Below are 20,467 nucleotides of genomic sequence, written 5' to 3'. Positions count from 1 at the left end.
CGTACAGTTCGGCCAGCCAGTCGTCCGTCAGTTCGGCGAGGGCCGCACGGCGCGGGGGGGGCGCCCCCCCCCCCCGCGTCCACACCCGTGCGGTGGTGCGGGGCCGGCCGGCCTCCGGGCGCACTCGCGCTTTCTTTTCCGCGCGGCGGCCATGTGTCGTGCGCCGCGCACAGGAAATTCAGCGGGGTCGCACAATAAGTGCACACTGCGCACGGAAATCGCGCACGCCGGAATTCCCGGGCACGCGCGAAACGGGGCAGCCGAAATAGGCTTCCGCCGAATACCCCTCTTTGTATACGGCGCCCGTGTTAATGCCGCAGCCCCGACATGTTTACGGCGTGTTGCGAAGTCCTCACACGGTCCGTGCGCTCCCCCGCGCCGGAGAAGCGGAGCCGGTGCGCGGCGGTCGCGCGTTCGGTGTGCAGCGCCGTGATCGCCCGAGCGCGCTCACTGTCCCCGCGCGCGACGGCATCCACGATTCCGCCGTGCTCAGCCCACGACTCCACGGGGTTGGCGGGTGCCTCGACCGCGTACATCCAGGCGATCTTGTGCCGCAACTGGCCGAGCGTGGAGGTCAGCGCGGGGCTTCCGCAGGCCTGTGCGAGCGTCTCGTGGAACCAGCCGCCCAGGGAGCGCAGATCCTCGCTGCTGCCCCTCCTGGCCCGCTCCTGGCCCAGTCTGACCAGGCCGCGCAGCACCTTGAGGTGGGCCTCGGTGCGCCGCTGTGCGGCCCGTGCGGCGCCCAGCGGCTCCAGCAGCATCCGCATCTCCAGCAGGTCGGCGGCCTCCTGGTCGGTCGGTTCCGCCACACACGCGCCGGCGTGCCTGCGGGTGACGACGAAGCCCTCGGCCTCCAGGGTGCGCAGGGCCTCGCGCACGGGGACGCGCGAGACGCCGTAGCGCCGCGCCAGGAGCTCCTCGGTGAGGCGGCTGCCACGCTCGTAGACACCTGCGACGATGTCATCACGGATCGCCGTGCATACCGAGTGCGCCGGAATACGCATGACCGACCTCCGCCTTAATACCCGTGAAACGTCGCCGATTGACGCGTGTTCAACCGACTCTATTGCAGCGGGCCGGAATTTCCGACGGCGGGCCGGAATCCAGGGATATTTTTTGGACAGACAGCCGTTCGAAACGACGATGGCCCCGGCTGATGAGCCGGGGCCATCGGACGGGCATACCCGTCGACGTGCTTGGTATCAGACGTTCACACCGTGTGAACGGAGGTAGGCGACCGGGTCGATGTCCGAGCCGTACTCCGGGGTCGTACGGGCCTCGAAGTGCAGATGCGGCCCGGTGACGTTGCCGGTGGCCCCGGAGAGGGCTATCTGCCGGCCCGGGGTGACCGTCTGGCCGACGGAGACGCCGATGGACGACAGGTGGCCGTACTGCGTATAGGTGCCGTCGTTCATCTTGATGACGATCTGGTTGCCGTACGCGCCGCCCCAGCCCGTCTCGACGACGGTGCCGGAACCGACCGCGTGCACGGGTGTTCCCGTCGAGGCGTGGAAGTCGATGCCCGTGTGCGCGCCGGACGACCACAGGGAGCCGCCGCTCTTGTAGCCGGTGGAGACGTAGGAGTTGAAGATCGGCGCCACGTAGGCGTTGAGACGCCTGCGCTCGGCCTCGCGGGCGGCGCGCTCCTTGGCCTCGCGCTCCTGCCTGGCCTTCTCCGCGGCCTTCCGGCGCGCGGCCTCCGCGGCCTGCTTCTGCTCCGCGGCCTGCTTCTGGGCGGCGGCCTGGGCGTCGATCTTCTCGGCGACCGAGTCGCCGAGGGTGACGGCCTGCATCAGTCCGGTCTGCTCGACGGAGTTCTCGACGGCGAGCGCCGGGGCGGCCAGTGTGCCGATGACGCCGGTGGCGGCGAGCGCCGCGGCGCCCATGGCATTCGTGGTCGTGCGCTTCGCACGGCCGGTACGACGGTGCTTCCCGGTGGCGCAGGTGAACGCCATGAAGTGGCTGGTCCTTTCCTTCCCTCTCGCCTACCGGGTTAGCTGACGGGTTCGGAGCAGGAAGGTCTCCTACGGGCTGGAGCCCGATTCACCCCAGGGACTGTGGTTGGGTCCCCGGCTCCCCTGGCTCGCGCCGTACGGGGACTCGGCGATGACTGTCCGGTGCCGCGGGTGCGGCGCACTGCCTGACGGACAGCCCGGACGACGCTAAGGGGGCCCTCTTTCAATCAACAAACGGAGACGGGGATTTGTAGCGCATCCCACAGGGCAGAGAGGCAACTCTGCGGCAATACGGACAAAACCCCAAGAGACGGGCCCTGGTGACGGATGTCACCAGGGCCCGTTGTGTCCCGCCGTGCGACGCGCGCGTGCCTGCCAGGTGGTCTCCACGCGCGCGTGCGGCGCCCCTACTCGGCCGCTACGACGGACACTTCACCGATGCCGAGCGCCTTGACGGGCTCCGCGATCTTCGCGGCGTCGCCCACCAGGACGGTCACCAGACGGTCCACCGGGAAGGCGTTCACGACGGCCGCCGTGGCCTCCACCGTGCCCGTCGCGGAGAGTTCCTGATACAGCGTCGCCTGGTAGTCGTCCGGGAGGTGCTGCTCGACCTGGTCGGCGAAGGTGCTCGCCACGGCCGCCGCGGTCTCGAACTTGAGCGGCGCCACACCCACCAGGTTCTGCACGGCGACATCGCGCTCTGCGTCCGTCAGCCCCTCGGCGGCGAGGGTGCGCAGCACCTTCCAGAGGTCGTCGAGCGCCGGGCCGGTGTTCGGCGTGTCGACCGAGCCGCTGATGGCGAGCATCGCGGCACCCGTGCCGTCGGGCGCGGAGCGCAGCACCTGCCCGAACGCCCGCACACCGTAGGTGTAGCCCTTCTCCTCGCGCAGGACGCGGTCCAGACGGGAGGTGAGAGTGCCGCCGAGGCAGTACGTGCCGAGCACCTGCGCGGGCCAGACGCGGTCGTGGCGGTCGGCGCCGACGCGGCCGATGAGCAGCTGCGTCTGGACGGCGCCGGGGCGGTCCACGATGATCACGCGGCCGGTGTCGTCGGCGGTCACCGGAGGAACGGGACGCGGCTTGGCCGGCGAGCCCTTCCAGGCGCCGAGCGTGTCGCCGAGAAGCTCGCCGAGGTCGAACCCGGTCAGGTCGCCGACCACGACGGCGATGGCCGTCGCGGGGCGTACATACCGCTCGTAGAAGGCACGGACGGCCGCGGAGTCGATGTTCGCGACCGTCTCCTCGGTGCCCTGGCGCGGGCGCGACATGCGCGAGGACGCGGGGAACAGCTCCTTGGAGAGCTCCTTGGCGGCGCGGCGGGCCGGATTGGCCGTCTCGTGCGGGATCTCGTCGAGGCGGTTGCGCACCAGGCGCTCGACCTCGCTGTCGGCGAACGCCGGCGACCTCAGGGCGTCGGCGAGCAGCCCTAGCGCCTTCGGGAGGCGGGAGGCGGGCACCTCGAGGGAGAGGCGGACGCCGGGGTGGTCGGCGTGCGAGTCGAGGGTGGCGCCGCAGCGCTCCAGCTCGGCGGCGAACTCCTCGGCGGAGTGCTTGTCGGTGCCCTCGGAGAAGGCGCGCGCCATGATCGTGGCGACGCCGTCGAGGCCGTCCGGCTCGGCGTCCAGGGGCGCGTCGAGGAGCACCTCGACGGCGATGACCTGCTGGCCGGGGCGGTGGCAGTGCAGCACGGTCAGACCGTTGTCGAGCGTGCCGCGCTCGGGTGCCGGGAACGCCCAGGGCTTGGCCTCGCCGGGCCGGGGCTGCGGGTGGAAGTCCATGGTCGCGAGCTCGGTCACTTCGACGGCTCCTCGTCGTTGCTGGTGCCTTCGGCGGCGGTGGTTTCGGCGGCTTCCTGGGCCTCGGCCCCGTCCGTGACCGGTTCGTACACGAGCACCGCGCGGTTGTCGGGGCGCAGGCGGGCCTTGGCGACCTCCTGCACCTCCTCGGCGGTGACGTCGAGCACGCGCTTGACGGCGGTCAGGGCGAGCTGCGGGTCGCCGAACAGCACGGCGTACCGGCACAGTTCGTCGGCGCGGCCCGCGACCGTGCCGAGCCGGTCCAGCCATTCGCGCTCCAATTGGGCCTGGGCGCGCTCCATTTCCTCGGCCGTGGGCCCCTCCTCGGCGAACCGGGCGAGTTCCTCGTCGATGGCCACCTCGATGACGGGCACCTCGACGTCGCCGGACGTCTTCACGTCCAGCCACCCCAGGGAGGGCGCTCCGGCGAGCCGCAGCAGGCCGAAACCGGCGGCGACGGCGGTGCGGTCACGCCGTACGAGCCGGTTGTAGAGGCGGGAGGACTCACCGCCGCCGAGGATGGTGAGCGCCAGGTCTGCGGCGTCGGCCGAGCGCGTGCCGTCGTGGGGCAGCCGGTAGGCGGCCATCAGGGCGCGCGCCGGGACCTCCTCCTCGACGACCTCGCGCAGCTGCTCGCCGATGACCTCGGGCAGCGAGCCGGCGCGCGGCTCGGGCTTGCCGTCGTGGGACGGGATGGATCCGAAGTACTTCTCGATCCAGGCGAGGGTCTGCCGGGGGTCGATGTCGCCGACGACGGAGAGGACCGCGTTGTTGGGCGCGTAGTAGGTGCGGAAGAACGCGCGTGCGTCCTCCAGGGTGGCCGCGTCCAGGTCCGCCATCGATCCGATCGGCGTGTGGTGGTAGGGGTGGCCCTCCGGGTACGCGAGCGCGGTCAGCTTCTCGAAGGCGGTGCCGTACGGGACGTTGTCGTAGCGCTGGCGGCGCTCGTTCTTCACGACGTCCCGCTGGTTCTCCATCGACTCGTCGTCGAGCGCGGCCAGCAATGAGCCCATGCGGTCGGCCTCCAGCCAGAGGGCGAGCTCCAGCTGGTGGGCCGGCATGGTCTCGAAGTAGTTCGTGCGCTCGAAGCTCGTCGTGCCGTTCAGCGAGCCGCCGGCGCCCTGCACCAGCTCGAAGTGGCCGTTGCCCTTGACCTGGGCGGAGCCCTGGAACATCAGGTGTTCGAAGAGGTGGGCGAGCCCGGTGCGCCCCTGGACCTCGTGGCGGGAGCCGACGTCGTACCAGAGGCACACCGCCGCGACCGGGGTCAGGTGGTCCTCGGAGAGCACCACGCGCAGGCCGTTGGCCAGGCGGTGCTCGGTCGCTGTCAGGCCCCCGGAGCCTGCCTCGGCTGTGGCCGTGTGACCCATGGGCATGTACGTCCCTTCGATCGCGGAGCTTTCGCGGAAACCGCGGTTTCCTGCCGGTGCTGTCACTGTATGCAAGCGTGGGGACCGGTGGCGAAGTTCCCGGGCGGCGTACGCCGAGAGCGAGACCGGGATTACGGGGGGTGGAGCATGGCGTACAGGGTTGACGCGCCGGGTGCCGGCACCGGGCGGCAGACCGTGGACGGCGGTGCGCATGCCCGGCCGGGACCCTTGAGAACCGGGTCCTTGTCCGCGTTGTCAGTGCGTCGGTCCACAATGGTCGACGTCAGATTCGTTCATGCCCAGCACAGACTGTGAAGGAGCCGGCAGCAATGGCCCGCCGCAGCACGAAGACCCCGCCGCCCGACGACTCGTACGAGGAGAAGATCCTCGACATCGACGTCGTCGACGAGATGCAGGGCTCCTTTCTCGAGTACGCGTACTCGGTCATCTACTCCAGGGCCCTTCCGGACGCACGCGACGGCCTCAAGCCGGTGCACCGGCGGATCGTCTACCAGATGAACGAGATGGGGCTGCGCCCCGAGCGTGGCTATGTGAAGTGCGCCCGCGTCGTCGGCGAGGTCATGGGTAAGCTCCACCCGCACGGCGACGCGTCGATCTACGACGCCCTGGTGCGCATGGCCCAGCCCTTCTCGATGCGCGTCCCCCTGGTCGACGGCCACGGCAACTTCGGCTCGCTGGGCAACGACGACCCGCCGGCCGCCATGCGGTACACCGAGTGCCGTATGGCCGAGGCCACGAGCCTGATGACCGAGTCGATCGACGAGGACACGGTCGACTTCACGCCCAACTACGACGGCCAGGAGCAGGAGCCGGTGGCCCTGCCTGCCGCCTTCCCGAACCTCCTGGTGAACGGCGCGTCGGGCATCGCCGTCGGCATGGCCACGAACATGCCGCCGCACAACCTCGGTGAGGTCATCGCGGCCGCCCGCCATCTGATCCGCCACCCGAACGCGGATCTGGACACCCTGATGAAGCACGTCCCGGGCCCGGACCTGCCCACCGGCGGCCGGATCGTCGGCCTCTCCGGCATCCGGGACGCGTACGAGACGGGCCGCGGCACCTTCAGGATCCGCGCCACGGTGTCCGTGGAGAACGTGACCGCGCGCCGCAAGGGCCTGGTCATCACCGAGCTGCCCTTCACGGTCGGCCCGGAAAAGGTGATCGCCAAGATCAAGGACCTGGTCGGCTCGAAGAAGCTCCAGGGAATCGCCGACGTCAAGGACCTGACCGACCGCGAGCACGGCCTGCGCCTGGTCATCGAGATCAAGAACGGCTTCGTGCCCGAGGCGGTCCTGGAGCAGCTCTACAAGCTGACACCCATGGAGGAGTCCTTCGGCATCAACAACGTGGCGCTGGTCGACGGCCAGCCGCTCACACTGGGCCTCAAGGAGCTGCTGGAGGTCTACCTCGACCACCGCTTCGACGTCGTGCGGCGTCGCTCGGAGTTCCGCCGGGGCAAGAGGCGCGACCGGCTGCACCTGGTCGAGGGCCTGCTGACGGCGCTGGTGGACATCGACGAGGTCATCCGCCTGATCCGCTCCAGCGAGAACTCCGCGCAGGCGAAGGAGCGCCTGATGGAGCGCTTCTCGCTGAGCGAGATCCAGACGCAGTACATCCTCGACACCCCGCTGCGCCGCCTCACCAAGTACGACCGCATCGAGCTGGAGTCCGAGAAGGACAGGCTCAAGGTGGAGATCGAGGAGCTGACCCGGATCCTGGAGTCGGACGCGGAGCTGCGCAAGCTGGTCTCCGCCGAACTGGCCGCAGTGGCCAAGAAGTTCGGCACGGAGCGGCGCACCGTGCTGCTGGAGTCCTCCGGCGCCCCGGCCCCGACGGTGTCGCTCCAGGTCGAGGACGCCCCGTGCCGGGTGCTGATGTCGTCGACAGGACTGCTGGCACGCACGGCGAACGGCGACCCCTTCGCCGAGGACACCGACGGCAGGCGCGCGAAGCACGACGTGATCGTCTCCGCGGTCCCCGCGACCGCGCGCGGCGAGGTGGGCGCGGTGACGTCCGCCGGGCGGCTGCTGCGGCTGAACGTGATCGACCTCCCGCAGCTGCCGGAGACGGCGGCCCGGCCGACCCTCTCCGGCGGGGCGCCGATCTCTGAGTTCGTCTCCCTGGAGGCGGACGAGACGGTGGTCTGCCTGACGACGCTGGACGAGTCCTCCCAGGGCCTTGCCCTCGGCACCGAACAGGGCGTCGTCAAGCGTGTGGTCCCCGACTACCCCGCGAACAAGGAGGAGTTGGAGGTCATCACCCTCAAGGAGGGCGACCGGATCGTCGGCGCGGTCGAGCTGCGCACCGGCGAGGAGGACCTGGTCTTCATCACGGACGACGCACAGCTGCTGCGCTACCCCGCGTCCCAGGTGCGCCCGCAGGGCCGGCCGGCGGGCGGCATGGCGGGCATCAAGCTCACGGACGGCGCGAAGGTGATCTCCTTCACGGCGGTGGACCCGGCGGTCGACGCGGTGGTCTTCACGGTCGCCGGCTCGCGCGGCACGCTGGACGACTCGGTCCAGACGACGGCCAAGATGACGCCGTTCGACCAGTACCCGCGCAAGGGCCGCGCCACGGGTGGTGTGCGCTGCCAGCGGTTCCTGAAGGGCGAGGACTGCCTGTCGCTGGCGTGGGCGGGCGCGACACCGGCCCGGGCCGCGCAGAAGAACGGCATGCCGGCCGAACTGCCGGAGCTCGACCCCCGGCGCGACGGTTCGGGCGTGTCGCTGCCGAAGACGGTGGCCGCGGTGGCGGGACAGGTGTAGGTCAGTCGGGGCGGTCACCGAGGTTCTGGGGAGCCTCGGCCTCCTTGTCCTGCACATAGCGAAGGACGCCCCACATGCTGTGCTCGTCGGCGTGCGGGGCGTCGTCCGTGCACCCCTCCAGCTCCTTGTCGAGGGCGGCGGTGTCGATGCCCGACCCGATCAGGACGAGCTGGGTCAGCCGCTCGTCGCCGGCCTCCCAGGCCTCCGGGTAGAACCTGAGGAACCGCCCGACGGCATGCACGGCGTACCGGTTACGGGGATCGGCGGCGCCGAAGTCGACGTACCCCTTGATCCGGTAGAGGCCCTCCGGCCTGCTGTCGAGGAACTCCAGCAGCCGCCGGGGGTTCATGGGCACGGCGGAACGGAAGGACAGGCTGTCGTATCCGGCGTGCAGATGGGTGTGGTCGTGCCGGTGCCCCTCGTCCTGCCGGTGGAGATCGTCGAAGGACAGCTGCCCGATCCGCTCCTCGGCCGGCCGGCAGTCGAAGAGGAACTGGGGGTCGATTCGCCCGTACGCGGCAGGGACGACCGCGGCACGGTCGGTGAGCGACTGAACGAGCCTCAGGACGCGCTCGCCGTCCTCGGCCCGGTCGGTCTTGTTGACGACGACGAGATCCGCGAGGGCGAGATGGCGGTCGAGTTCCGGATGCTTCTCGCGTGTCGCATCGAACTCCACCGCGTCGACGACCTCGACGAGTCCGCCGTAGACCACGCGCGGCTGCTCGCTGGCGAGCAGCATGCGGACGAGCTCCTGGGGTTCGGCGAGACCGCTTGCCTCGATGACGACGACGTCGACACCGGCGGAGGGCGCGGCAAGACGGTCGAGGTAGAGGTCGAGTTCACTGGCGTCGACGGCGCAGCACAGGCAGCCGTTGCCGAGGGAGACGGTGGAGTCCCCGAGCGCCCCCGCAACGGCCATCGCATCGATCTCGATGTCCCCGAAGTCATTGACGATGGCGCCGATGCGGCTGCCTCCGCTGTGGTGGAGGAGGTGGTTGAGCAACGTGGTCTTGCCCGAGCCCAGGAATCCCGCAAGGACGACGACGGGGATCTGCTGCAAACTCGACGGCCGGCTCAACATACGCCCTTTCTCACACCGATGCGTGCGCCGGATCGCGAACCGGCGGTGGTACGAGGACGGCTCACGGACCGGCTCTCGCCGGAATGGCTCGGCTCTCGTACGAGGATTGAATGCCGACCCAGGATACGAGTGGGAGGAATGCCCGCGAAGTGAACGATTGTTAGCGGCGCTCGCGGGGCACACGTTGGGCATGGCGCCGGGAAACGCGACCCGCACTTCCCCCCGTGCGCCTCCTCTCCGCCTCCCTGCCGATCAGAGCCGCTCGGCACCCTGGGAGACGGCAAGCGCGCCGCCCATCGCTCGCCGGTCCCCACCAGTCGCCCCGCACCCGACGACCGGCGGACGGTCGCCTGATTCGGGGGTTGACATGGTCACACAGAGCTCGGGACTACGGAGGCTCGGCACAGCCACCAAAGCCCGGCTTGCGTTCGCGGCCAATGCCGTCATGGGCCGGCGCTCTCGGCAGCTCAAGCGCGCCCTGCTCACGGAGCAGCACCGGCTCCACTTCGACCTGCTCTGCAAGGCGATGGACGATCCTGCCCTGACCGCCGTCCTGGACACGTACGAGAGCGACATACCGCTGGAGAAGCAGCGCCAGTACCTCTTCGCCAACGCCCTGTACGTCAACGCGCTGTATTTCCACCGCCTCGGAGCCATGAGCCGGGTCGAACTCCACGGACACCTTCGAGTGATGTGCCGGAACAAGATCTTCCGGGAGTACTGGGAGGCAACCCGCCACCACCGGGAGAGCCTGCCCTATGCGTCGGAAGAGGCAGAACTGGGAAGGATGACCGACAAACTCGTCCAGGAGATGGACAATCTGCTCCACACCCAGGACCAGGACGACGGCGATCTCGAGGAATGGTGGGTGGTGGACTCGCTGCCGGACGAGTGACTCTTCGTCAACTCTTGCGTGCACTTTGGCCCTCTGCATACGCACGGGCGATCTCACCGGTAGTCTGCCCGCAGCCTGCTCGGGACGAACACCATGCGCAGGCGCCCCAGACTACTGCGTGGGGCCGTGATTCCCCACAAGGACCGTCGGCCCACTCATGAGCATCCGTGGGCCCACTCATGAGCTTCACTGGACGCGAGAGAGCGACCACCTCCCGCGCAGCGTCCGGCGCGCCTTTTCGGCCCGTCCTTTCGACTGACCTGGGAACGGACTTGAAGATCGTGCGTCGAGTCGGTGCGTCACCGCGGGAGCGTGGGAGCGCCACGGGGCAGACCTGCCCCGACATCTTCGAACTGAGCGACGGAAACTTCGCTGTCATCGGCACAGAGGCCACCGCCGCTCTCGACAGTGAGCTGCCGCCCGACGCAGCGCGTGCGGACTACGAACGCATCGTCGTCATCACACGTGAGACCTTGGTACGCGCCAAGGACGACATTCCCGACGCCTAGGTTTCACGCGCCCCGGCCCTCGCCGCTCCAGGCCTCGGTACAGACGACGTCGAGGCCTGGCGGCAAACGGGTGCGCGGAGCGGCGGTGGTCAGACGCCGAGGCGGCGGGTGAGCGGCCGGCGCCACAGGAGCAGGGCCGTGCCGGTCGCGAGGGCCGCTGCGCCCAGGGCCAAGAAGTAGACGGGACCCGGCACATGGTCGCCGGAGGCCTTCAGGGCGTTGCCGCCGATGCCGCCGCCGAGCGCGCCGGAGAGCCAGAAGAGGGCCACCGTCCGGCTGACGAACGTGGCCGGGGCGATCACCGTGGCGGCGCTCATCCCGACCGGCGCGAACGAGACCTCGCCGGCGGCCAGCAGCAGGAAGGCGGCCACCAGCCACAGCGGTGACACACGCGTCCCGTCGGCCGCCCGGGTCGCGGCCCCCGCCATCACGAGATAGGCGGCGGCCGTGGCGCCCATGCCGACCGCGTACTTGGCCGCCGTCGGCATCCGGTCGCCCGCGCGGGTCCACCAGCGGGCGAACAGCGGCGCCAGAACCAGCACGAACAGCGGCACCGCCGCCTGGAACCAGCTGGCGGGCACGGTCCGGCCGAGGACCTCGCGGTCCGTGGCGTGCTTGGCGAACAGGGCGAAGGCCGAACCACCCTGGAGGAACAGTGCCCAGAAGACGGCGGAGGCGAGGAACAGCCAGATGTACGTACGCACCCGGACGCGTTCGGCGGCGGTCAGCAGCGGGTTGCGCAGCAGCCGCCAGAAGCAGATCACCGGCGACACCACGCACAGCAGGCCGATCAGTGCCATGAGGTGGGCGATGCGGAAGGTGCCGAGGGCGGCGTCGGTGCCATAGCCGAGGACCGCCAGGGCGCCGGCGACGAGAGTGGTGCGCAGGGCTCGGGTGCGCTCGGCTCGTGTGGCGGACCGTTCCGGGGTGCGGCCCGCGTCGCCGAGGTGCCGGTATCCGCGGACGTACTGCAGCAGTCCGGCGCCCATGCCGACCGCGGCGGCGCCGAAGCCGAGGTGCCAGTTCACGCCCTCGCCGAGGGCGCCCACGACGATCGGTGCGAGCAGGGCGCTGACCTGGACGCTCATATAGAAGACCGCGAAGCCCGCATCGCGTCCCGCCCGGTCCTCCCGGTCGTAGAACGCGCTCAGCAGGCTCGCCATGTTGGGCTTGAGCAGGCCGGTGCCGCAGGCGATCAGCAGCAGTCCGGGGTAGAGGAGACCGGCGACGGGCACCGCCATGCAGAGGTGGCCGAGGGCGATCAGAACGCCGCCGTGCAGGACGGCCCGCCGTGCGCCGAGGACTCGGTCGCCGAGCCAGCCGCCGGGTACCGAGGTCAGAAAGACGGCGGCCATGTACAGGCCGTACAGGAGCGCTGCGTCGCCCGCGGACATGCCGAGGCCGCCGTGGCCGGTGTCCTCGGTCATGTACAGGACGAGGATCGCGGTCATCCCGTAGAAGCTGAAGCGCTCCCACACATCGGTGCCGAAGAGGGTCGTGAACCACCGCGGACGGCCCAGCAGGCCCGGGCGCGGGGCGGCGCCCTGTCGGAGCTCGGCAACAGCACCGTGGGGGGTGGCGGATACGCCGGGCCGCCGGTCGGCGGCGGGCGGTTGGGGCGGGGCGGCCATGGCTCCTCCGTACAGACTCGGACAGGCCTCTGAAAGGCGCTCGCCCGAGCGTCACCGCACCCCTTCGACGTCCGCTCGAGAACCCCTCGGGGCGGAGGCGGTCCGTGGGTGCGAAGGCAGTCCGTGGGCGGGAGATCGCGCGGCGCCCGGCCGGGGGAGTACCGGGCGCCGCGGACCGAAGGAAACGTGGCGGACCGTGGATGGCGTAGGGCGGTTTGGGAGACTGCCGCCTTACGCAGCCGGGGGTCGGTCCGGTCTCCGGGTCCCTCACCGCCCGGGAGCCGTTCCCCTCACACCCTCAGGGAACCCTGTCCCCCTCGGGATCCGCTCGCGCCCGGCTCGCCCTTCGCGGGAACGAAGGCCCGGGCTCCGCCATGGGGCGACCGGCCCCTGGCGCCACATGGCGGAGCCCGGACGCCGTCAGGTGCGTCCGGGCTCCGCGGTTCGAGGGGCGGCGGCCGTACGCCGCCCTCGTCTCTCTCGGTCTCGGCCTCAGCCGTGCTTCTCGATGTCGACCTTCGGCAGCAGCCGGTCGAGGCCGGCCGGGATCCACCAGGCACGCCGGCCCATCAGCTGGAGGGCGGCCGGGACGATCAGACAGCGGATGACGATCGCGTCGACGAAGACCGCGACGGCCATGCCGAAGCCGAACTGCTGGAGCATCCGGTCGCCGCCGAGGATGAACGCCCCGAAGACCGCGACCATGATCGCGCCCGCGGCAAGGACGACCGAGCCGGTGTGCGCGAGACCCTCGCGGATCGCCAGGGAGGCGTCCCGGGTGCGGTTCCACTCCTCGCGGATGCGGGAGACCAGGAAGATCTCGTAGTCCATGGACAGGCCGAAGACGATCGCGAAGATCATGATCGGGAGGTAGGCCTCGATCGGGCCGGGCTCCAGGCCGAACAGGCCCTTCTGGAAGACCAGCGTCATGGCCCCCAGCGCGGCCCCGATGCTCAGCAGGTTGAGCAACGCCGCCTTCAGCGGTACCAGTACCGAGCGGAACACCATGACCAGGATCAGCAGTGACAGGCCGACCACGATGGCGATGAACAGGGGCATGCGCTGGGAGACGGTGTCGGCGTAGTCGATGACGGCCGTGGTGGAGCCGCCCACGAGGTAGTGTGCACCCGTTTCCTGACGCAGTTTCACCAGGACGTCGTCGCGCAGTGTGTGCACCAGCCGGGTGGTGCGTGCGTCCTGGGGCGAGGTGTCGGGGAAGGCGATGACGGTGAACGCCTTGTTGTCCTTCGCCGGGATCGGGCCGGTGGCGGCGGCGATGCCGTCGGTGTGGTTCAGCCGCTGCGTCAGCGCCGTGCCGGCCCGGCCGGTGCCTTCGGCGACCACGACCAGCGGGCCGTTGAAGCCGGGGCCGAAGCCCTCGGCGAGCAGGTCGTAGGCCTTGCGGCTGGTGGTCCTGGCCGGGTCGTTGCCCGCGTCGGCAAAGCCGAGCCGCAGGTCGAGCGCGGGGGCGGCCAGGGCGCCGAGCGCGGCCACGGCCAGCACCAGGGAGACCAGCGGGCGGCGCTGTACCAGGCCCGCCCAGCGGCGCCAGCGGGCCCCGCCCTCGACGGGCCTGCCCTTCGCGGCACGGCGCGCCGCCTTCGCGGTGAACTGCCGGGCGAACCGTTTGCCGAACAGGGCGAGCAGCGCGGGCAGCAGGGTGAGCGAGGCGACCATGGTCACCAGCACGGTGAGCGCGACGGCGACCGCGGTGCCCTGCAGCGAGCCGAGGCCGAGGGCGACCAGGCCGAGCAGGGCCACGATGACCGTGCACCCGGCGAAGAACACCGTGCGGCCGGCGAGGTCGAGGGCGCGCCGGTTGGCCTCCTCCGGGGATGTGCCGCGTACCAGCTCGGCGCGGTAGCGGGCGAAGATCAGCAGTGCGTAGTCGATGCCGACGCCGAGGCCGACCAGCATCATGATGTACGGCGTGTAGCTGGCGATCGTGAAGACGTGCGACAGCAGGATGATCACGCCGAGGGTGCTGCTGACCGCGAACACGGCGGTGATGACGGGCAGGCCGGCCGCGATGACGGTGCCGAACATCAGGCCGAGGATGACCAGCGCTGCGAGCATGCCGATGCCCTCGGCCGCGCCGCCCTGGGCTTGGCCGAGCTTGCGTGCGGCGTTGCCGCCGAGCTCGACCGCCAGGCCGTCCGACCGGGCGGTGCGGGCGGTGTCGTAGATCCGCTGGGTGTCCTTGATGGCCATGTCCTCGGACTTGCCCTGGAGGACGACGGTGGCGTAGCCGATGGTGCCGTCCTTGGAAACGGCCTGCCGGTCCTCGTACGGGCCCCGCACCTGAGCGACCTTGGGCAGATGGGCCACCTTGTCCAGCATCGCCGTGACGCTGCTGCGGGTGGCGGCGCCGTTCAGACCGTGCCGGTCGTGCAGCACGATCTCGAGGGTGTCGCCGGCCTGCGCGGAGCCGTGCTTCTGCATGGTCTCCAGCGCCTGCTGGGTCTCGGTGCCGGGCAGGGAGAAGTCGTCGCGGTAGGCGTCACCGACGGCGGAGGCGCCGCTCCAGACGCCGAACAGGACGACGATCCACAGCAGGAGGGCCGTCCAGCGGTGGCGCTGGGCGAATCCGGCGGTGCGTTCGAGGACGGAGCGGCTGCGTGGGGGTGGCGGCGTGGTGGGGGTGTCGCTCCGGACCGGGCTAGTGGTCACCATGCACTCCTTGTTGAGACAGTGGGCCCAGAGGTGCCACGCCGGTGTCGGGGACCGCTCGAGCCGCGGTGGAGCCGACAGCGACGTGACAGGGCGTCAGCCGGTGGTGGTGTGCGGGGGCCTGGACAGGTGCAGCACGCGCAGCACCCGCTCGCTGTTCTTCGGCCGGGGGGCCTCGCTCGCGGCGTGCAGGAGCGTGCGCCGGGTGAGCGTCATCGTGGCCGGGTCGAGGTCGACGACATGCGAGTGGACGGACGGGTCGGCCACGGCGGCCTGGTGCCGCTCCGCCTCGGCGCGGGCGATCGCGCGCAGGTCCGTGACGGGCCCGAGCGGCTCGGTCTCGCTGACCAGGTGGCCGACGGGGCCGGTGCCGATGCTGCACTGCAGGACGGTGCCGGTGTGGACGGGCACCGGTCCGAAGGCGGCGCAGAGTCCTGCGTACTCGGCGCCGGTGAGGAAGCGGCCGAACTCGTCCGGTGCCGCCCAGACGTAGAAGGGGGCGTAGCTGTTGTGGCCGCCGGCCGACGCGTCCGACGCGTACGTGACGCAGAACGACTTGAGCAGCAGGCCGGTCCGCCGGTCCCAGGGGGCCGAGCGGTCCGCCACCCGGCGGGCGATGACCCCCATGTCGTAGTCGGCGGGCAGCGGGATCGAGTAGTGGGCGGTCAGCACGGGCACGTCACCTCATCCGGGTCGCGGTGTCCGGAGCAGTCCGGTTCACGGAGCCGGCCTACGGTGCCGCCGGCACCCGGAGCATGCCGTGACGCGCTGGAGCGACGGTCGGGCGGGACCAAGCGGGCCGTCAGGTCCGCACCGCATCGCGCCCCGAGCCACGCGCTTCGCAGAACCGGCCTACGGTGCTGCCGACACCCCGAACATGCCGTGACACGCTGAAGCGACAGTCGGGCGGGACCAAGCGGGCCGTCAGGTTCGCGCCTGGAGCCGCAGGGTCTCGGTGTGGAAGATCTCGTTGCTGCGGTTGGTGACGTCGAGCAGCAGTTCCTGCTGTTCGGGGGTGAGCTCCGCGAGGAGTTTGCCGAGTGCCGACCGGAAGTCGGCGAAGGTGGTGTCGACGCGCTCGGCGAAGGTCTCGGGCACGGTCTCGATGATGACGCGCCGGCGGTCCCCGGCGTCCGGCCTGCGGCGTACGAATCCGGCCTTCTGGAGGCGGTCGATCACCGTGGTGATGGCCCCGCCCCGGCTCAGTCCGGCGCGCTCGGCGAGCTGACCGGGCGTCATGGGGCCCTCCAGGTCCAGCAGGCTCAGGCAGTTGAAGTCGGTGGCGTTGAGTCCTACCGACTGGGCCACCGCGGCCTGGAAGAGGACCGTCCTGGCCGCCTGCACGCGCAGGGCCGTGGCCAGAGACATGAGGGTGCCGAGGGAGCGGTCCTCTTCTCTGTGCGGTCGCATCGTGGCGCTGCCTTTCTGCCGTTCGGTTCCGGCCAGGGTACTTGCGATGACCTTGGACGGCGCCGCCCGGTGACCGATGCTCAGGCGGCCCGCCGGGCGCGGTCGACGCGCAGACGGACGGCCCGGCTCGCCACCTCGAACAGCGGCCCGCTGGTGGGGAAGGGCTTGATGCGGCTGTTCTGGAAGCCGGCGATCAGCCACCGCCCGTCCCGGCGCTCCAGGATCAGGGTCTGCCTCGACAGCCGCTTGGGCGTGACCTCCTTCTGCCAGGGGTAGAGCGCCGCACCGGTGGAGACCACAACTGCGCCGTCCTCGCCGACCTGCCGGACACTCTCGATCTCGTGGGTGACCAGCCGGGTGCCGTACAGCATGGTGCGGAACATCAGGTCGTGCATGTCCGCGATCTCCTCGCGGCCGTCCAGCAGCACCCCGTCGAACTGCACGTAGGTGGCGTCCGGGGTGAACAGCTCGCCGTAGCCCTTTCCGTCCCCCGCGTCCCAGCGGGCGACGAGCTCGGCGAGGACGGCGCGGGCGTCGAGGTCGGTGAAGCGGGCCCGGATCTCGTTGATGGCGTTCATGACGACTCCTTCGCTCAAGGTTCGATTCTTCTCGGATCTGGTGCTTCTCTGTTTCCGTGCATCTCTAATTTAGAGAGACATGGGCGCCCGCGTCAACCCCTTCCGGCAACCGGAGTGGCCGCCACCCGCGCTTGAGCCTGCGTCGAGGCGTCGTCAGGACCATCGGTCCACCGCCCACGGACCACTTGTCCGACAGCGCACATGGAAGAGGTGCATTGCCATCGACACGCACACGGAGAACACGCAGCAACCGACACCACGTGGGCCGGGCGGGCGTCCGGCGTTCGTCGACGTGTTCACCCCCATCGCGGTGCGCGTGGCGGCCACGCTGCGCATCGCCGATCACATCGAGGCGGGCGCCCGCACCCGGGCCGAACTGGCACAGCGGACGGGGGCCGAGGAGAGCGCGCTGGGCCGGCTCATGCGCTTCCTCGCCTGCCGCGACGTCTTCAGCGAGGACGAACCGGGTGTGTACGGCCTGACCGGCACCTCGCGCCTGCTGCTCGACACGCACCCCTCGCGGATGCGGCACTGGCTGGACCTGGAGGGTGCCAGCGGCCGTATCGACCTGGCCGCCTGCGGCGGACTCCTGCACGCGGTGCGCACCGGCGAGCCCGGCTACGACACGGTGTTCGGCGTCCCCTTCTGGGACGACCTGGCCGCGCACCCGGAGCTGACCGACTCGTTCAACGCCCAGATGGCCGCCGTCCAGGGACGCCTCGCCCCCGAGGTGGCTGGTGCGCACCCCTGGCACGAGGCGCGCCGGATCGCGGACATCGGCGGCGGCACGGGCGCGCTCCTGGAGGCGATCCTGCGGCAGGCGCCCGGCTCCCGGGGCGTCCTGGTGGACCTGCCCGGGACGGTCGAGGGGGGCGCCGAGCGGTTCGCGGCGGCCGGGATCGCCGAGCGCACCGAGGTGGTCGGGCAGTCCTTCTTCGACCCGCTGCCCGCGGGCGCCGACGTCTACCTCCTCAGCCAGATCCTGCACGACTGGGACGACAAGGAGTCCGTGGCGATCCTCGCCCGGTGCGCCGAGGCGCTGCCCGAGGGCGGCCGGGTCGTGGTCGTCGAGCGGGTCGTCGCCGACGACGCGGGCAGGCAGCTCAACACCGAGTACGACCTGCGGATGCTGGTGTTCAACAAGGGCCGGGAGCGCACGGTGGAGGAGTTCACCGCGCTCGCCGCCGAGGCGGGCCTGCGGCCCGCGGGCAGCACACGGCTGCCGTCGCACCACTGGCTGCTCTTCTGGGAGCGGGTGTGAGCGGGGCCCCGGACACCGATCCGGAGGTGCTGGTGGTCGGTGCCGGGCCGGTCGGCCTGTGCACCGCCATCGAACTGGCCCGCAGGGACGTACGGGTGCGGATCGTGGACCGGCGCGCCGAGCCGCGCCCCGGAACCCGGGCCTGCACGGTGTGGCAGCGCACCCTGGAGGTCTTCGACCTCATGGGCCTGCCGGTCGACGCGTACCTGGACGCCGGGGTCGCCTACACCCACCGCACCCACCACTTCGCCGGCCTGCCGCCGCTGGTGCGGCCCGCCGACCAGCAGGGCACGCCGTATCCGCGGCCGCTGCTGATCGGACAGCAGCGGACCGAGGCGATGCTCACCCGGCAGCTGGCCGGGCTCGGCGTACGGGTCGAGCGGGCCCTGACCGCGGTCGCCGTCGAGCAGGGCCCGGGCCGGGTCACGGTCGTGCTGGCCGACGCCGACGGCAGCGTGGAGACGGTGCGGGCCGGCTGGGTGGTGGGCGCGCAGGGCCCGCACAGCACGGTGCGCGACCAGATCGGGGCGGGCTGGGAGAAGAAACCCTGCCCCGGAACCCAGTTGCTGCAGATCGACGCCCGCTGGACGGGCTCACTGCCCGGCGACCCGGCGCACTGCCACCTCTTCCTGACCGAGGCGGGCTCGCTCGGGACCGCCCCGCTGCCCGACGGACGGCACCGCTTCTACGCGGGGGTGGCCGACCCCGATCCGGACCGGACCGGTGATCCGGACGTGGCGGAGGTGCTCGAGGCGGTGCGCCGGGTCAGCGGCGTGTCCGGCCTGAACTTCCACGACGGCCGGTTCAACTGGCGGGTACGGCTCTACAACGCGGTGGCCGACACCTACCGGGTCGGGCGGTGCCTCCTGGCGGGCGACAGCGCGCACACCGTCATGCCGGTGACGGCGCAGGGCATGAACACCGGGCTGCAGGACGCGTTCAACCTGGGCTGGAAGCTCGCGGCGGTGGTCCGGGGCCGGGCGTCCGCGCGGCTGCTCGACAGTTACGAGGCGGAGCGCAGGCCGCTCGCGCTTGCGCTGGCCGAGCGCAACCGGCGCACGTACTGGGGCGGCGTCGGGCCCCTGCCCCCCTTCGAACTGCTGCACGCCCGGCTCGCGAACGCCGGGGCCGGGGAGCACACCGGGCTCGCCCTCGGCTACCCGGACAGCCCGCTCAGCGGCGGAACCGCCCCGGCCGACGACGGGCCCGGCCCGGGCGCGCGGGTGCCGGACGCAGTCGCCGAGGGGGGCGCGGGCCGGCTGTTCTCGCTGTTGGGCAAGGGCGACTGGACGCTGCTGGCGTTCCCCGAGGACCCGGCGGACACGGCGGCCGCCGAGCTCGCCGCCAAGGAGGCCGCCGCGGGGGCCCGCCGGGCCGGCGTCCCCGTGCACGTGGTCACCGCCGCCGGACGCGGCCCGAAGGGCACCGTCACCGACCCCTCGGGCGCCGTGCGCACCGCCTTGGGGGCCGAGTCCGGTGCGCTGCTGCTGGTCCGCCCGGACGGGTATGTCGCCTTCCGGGGCGGCGTACGGGACGGGGCCGCGCTGGACCGGCATCTGGCCGGGGTGCTGGCCTGAGAGGACATGACTGTGGGGCCCGTCCACGGGACGGGCCCCACAGGTGTGCGAACTCCCTCAGAAGGACACCGGGAACAGGCCCCCGTAGTCGCCGGTGTGCGCGGTCAGCAGCACGGCGAGGGTGCGGAGCGGGGTGTGATCCGTCGTACGGAGCTGACGCGGCGTCTCCGCGCAGCGGTCCCCGCGGCACAGGCCCGCGTTCGCCCAGGCCGTGACGGCATCCGTGCGCGGGCGGTCTATCCATGTGCCCATCACCGACGCCTCCAAGGACACGGCGGTGCCGCTGCGGTAGAGCGCGGTCCCTGCCCGCACGGCTCTCGCGGCCGCCAGGGCGCGCCGGTGCAGGTCCGGGTCGTGGCAGGCATCGGCGGCGGCCGCGAGCCAGGCGGCGCGCACGATCGACGTGCCGCTCCCCGCGACCGCCGTGCGCAGCGGTGACCCGGCGGCGCACAGGGCGCGTTCCGCCGTCGCGGACCCGCGTGCGTCCAGCGTGCTCAGCAGCAGCAGCGCATCGTCCGTCGGCCGCACCCCACGCAGGGACGGGGCGGGCAGGCGCCGGTCGACGTCGCGGTACACCGCGTCGCCCAGCGCCCGCGTCACGAGCCGCAGGTTCACCCGGTCGACCAGCTGCGCCGTGTCGTACGGCGCGGGGTGGTCCAGGCGGGGCAGCCACACCTCACGCACCTCGCGGGCCAGGGGGCCGGCGAACTCGGCGGTCTGTCCGGTCCGGCGGGCCACCGCCAGGGCGGAAGCGGACGCGCTCAGCGCCGCCTCACGGGCCTGCTCCGTCGGCCACCCGGCCCTCGAGTGGGCGCCGGCCGCCGGTGCCCGGACTGCGGAGCAGCCGAGTCGCAGCGCCCAGTAGGTGGCCTGCGGATCGCTCTGCTCGGCGCCGGGCAGCCCGAGGCCGCCGTCGCGCAGCACGCGTCCGTCGCAGGTGGACGCGGC

16 protein-coding genes and 1 riboswitch are annotated in these 20,467 nt (G+C 71.5%); of the genes, 5 read left to right on the top strand and 11 right to left on the bottom strand.

Translation table 11 applies throughout. The features are described from left to right. Positions 1-308: 308 nt before the first annotated feature. The 4 genes from ABT186_RS43830 to ABT186_RS43815 form a co-directional block, all read right to left on the bottom strand. Positions 309-1,004 carry a GntR family transcriptional regulator gene (locus ABT186_RS43830; protein WP_351221725.1) on the bottom strand — a complete coding sequence of 232 codons (696 nt, stop codon included), beginning with the start codon at positions 1,002-1,004 and terminating at the stop codon, positions 309-311. Positions 1,005-1,202: 198 nt separating this feature from the next. Next, positions 1,203-1,955, bottom strand: coding sequence for a M23 family metallopeptidase (locus tag ABT186_RS43825; RefSeq protein ID WP_351929939.1), 753 nt, complete (start codon positions 1,953-1,955; stop codon positions 1,203-1,205). Positions 1,956-1,967: 12 nt separating this feature from the next. Beyond that, a riboswitch (cyclic di-AMP (ydaO/yuaA leader) is annotated at positions 1,968-2,116 on the bottom strand. 246 nt (positions 2,117-2,362) lie between these two features. Then, on the bottom strand, positions 2,363-3,751 hold the full coding sequence (locus ABT186_RS43820) for a M16 family metallopeptidase (RefSeq protein WP_351221723.1): 1,389 nt from the start codon (positions 3,749-3,751) through the stop codon (positions 2,363-2,365). Further along, positions 3,748-5,127 carry a M16 family metallopeptidase gene (locus tag ABT186_RS43815; protein WP_351221722.1) on the bottom strand — a complete coding sequence of 460 codons (1,380 nt, stop codon included), beginning with the start codon at positions 5,125-5,127 and terminating at the stop codon, positions 3,748-3,750. Before ABT186_RS43815 ends, ABT186_RS43820 begins: the two co-directional genes overlap by 4 nt. Before the next feature lie 323 nt (positions 5,128-5,450). Between ABT186_RS43815 and ABT186_RS43810 the strand changes: the two genes are divergently transcribed. Further along, positions 5,451-7,907: a DNA gyrase/topoisomerase IV subunit A gene (locus ABT186_RS43810; protein WP_351221721.1), complete on the top strand. Its 2,457-nt coding sequence runs from the start codon at positions 5,451-5,453 to the stop codon at positions 7,905-7,907. Position 7,908: 1 nt separating this feature from the next. Here the strand turns inward: ABT186_RS43810 and ABT186_RS43805 are convergent, their stop codons facing one another. After that, positions 7,909-8,988: a CobW family GTP-binding protein gene (locus tag ABT186_RS43805; protein ID WP_351929937.1), complete on the bottom strand. Its 1,080-nt coding sequence runs from the start codon at positions 8,986-8,988 to the stop codon at positions 7,909-7,911. 367 nt (positions 8,989-9,355) lie between these two features. Between ABT186_RS43805 and ABT186_RS43800 the strand changes: the two genes are divergently transcribed. Together ABT186_RS43800 and ABT186_RS43795 are read left to right on the top strand one after the other, a co-directional pair. Next, on the top strand, positions 9,356-9,883 hold the full coding sequence (locus ABT186_RS43800; protein ID WP_351221719.1) for a DUF6082 family protein: 528 nt from the start codon (positions 9,356-9,358) through the stop codon (positions 9,881-9,883). Positions 9,884-10,155: 272 nt separating this feature from the next. Then, a complete protein-coding gene (locus ABT186_RS43795) occupies positions 10,156-10,392 on the top strand; it encodes a hypothetical protein (RefSeq protein ID WP_351221718.1) in 237 nt (78 codons plus the stop codon). A gap of 89 nt (positions 10,393-10,481) precedes the next feature. On the opposite strand, the gene ABT186_RS43790 is transcribed toward ABT186_RS43795, so the two are convergent. The 5 genes from ABT186_RS43790 to ABT186_RS43770 all read right to left on the bottom strand — a co-directional run bounded on the left by ABT186_RS43790 (position 10,482) and on the right by ABT186_RS43770 (position 16,681). Further along, positions 10,482-12,023, bottom strand: a complete 1,542-nt coding sequence (locus ABT186_RS43790; RefSeq protein ID WP_351929934.1) for a peptide MFS transporter — start codon at positions 12,021-12,023, stop codon at positions 10,482-10,484. Positions 12,024-12,515: 492 nt separating this feature from the next. Continuing rightward, positions 12,516-14,696, bottom strand: coding sequence for an MMPL family transporter (locus ABT186_RS43785; protein WP_351221716.1), 2,181 nt, complete (start codon positions 14,694-14,696; stop codon positions 12,516-12,518). A gap of 93 nt (positions 14,697-14,789) precedes the next feature. Further along, complete coding sequence (locus ABT186_RS43780; RefSeq protein ID WP_351929932.1) at positions 14,790-15,371, bottom strand: DUF4865 family protein; 582 nt, start codon at positions 15,369-15,371, stop codon at positions 14,790-14,792. Between the two features lie 246 nt (positions 15,372-15,617). Beyond that, positions 15,618-16,103: a MarR family winged helix-turn-helix transcriptional regulator gene (locus ABT186_RS43775; protein ID WP_351221714.1), complete on the bottom strand. Its 486-nt coding sequence runs from the start codon at positions 16,101-16,103 to the stop codon at positions 15,618-15,620. Positions 16,104-16,183: 80 nt separating this feature from the next. Then, a complete protein-coding gene (locus ABT186_RS43770) occupies positions 16,184-16,681 on the bottom strand; it encodes an SgcJ/EcaC family oxidoreductase (RefSeq protein WP_351929930.1) in 498 nt (165 codons plus the stop codon). A 292-nt stretch (positions 16,682-16,973) separates the two neighbouring features. Here ABT186_RS43770 and ABT186_RS43765 point away from each other — a divergent pair, with 292 nt between their 5' ends. Further along, positions 16,974-17,942 (top strand): methyltransferase, encoded by a 969-nt coding sequence (locus ABT186_RS43765; RefSeq protein WP_351221712.1) that lies wholly within the window; start codon positions 16,974-16,976, stop codon positions 17,940-17,942. Next, on the top strand, positions 17,939-19,519 hold the full coding sequence (locus tag ABT186_RS43760) for an FAD-dependent monooxygenase (protein WP_351221711.1): 1,581 nt from the start codon (positions 17,939-17,941) through the stop codon (positions 19,517-19,519). Before ABT186_RS43765 ends, ABT186_RS43760 begins: the two co-directional genes overlap by 4 nt. Positions 19,520-19,576: 57 nt before the next feature. On the opposite strand, the gene ABT186_RS43755 is transcribed toward ABT186_RS43760, so the two are convergent. Beyond that, positions 19,577-20,467, bottom strand: an 891-nt coding sequence (locus ABT186_RS43755; protein WP_351929928.1) for a hypothetical protein, incomplete at its 5' end; no start/stop codon positions are given.

The sequence above is a fragment of the Streptomyces sp. NPDC001634 genome, from assembly GCF_040298185.1.
GTDB lineage: Bacteria > Actinomycetota > Actinomycetes > Streptomycetales > Streptomycetaceae > Streptomyces.
Note: the sequence above shows the minus strand (reverse complement) of the source record. Positions and strands in the feature narration are given on the sequence as shown.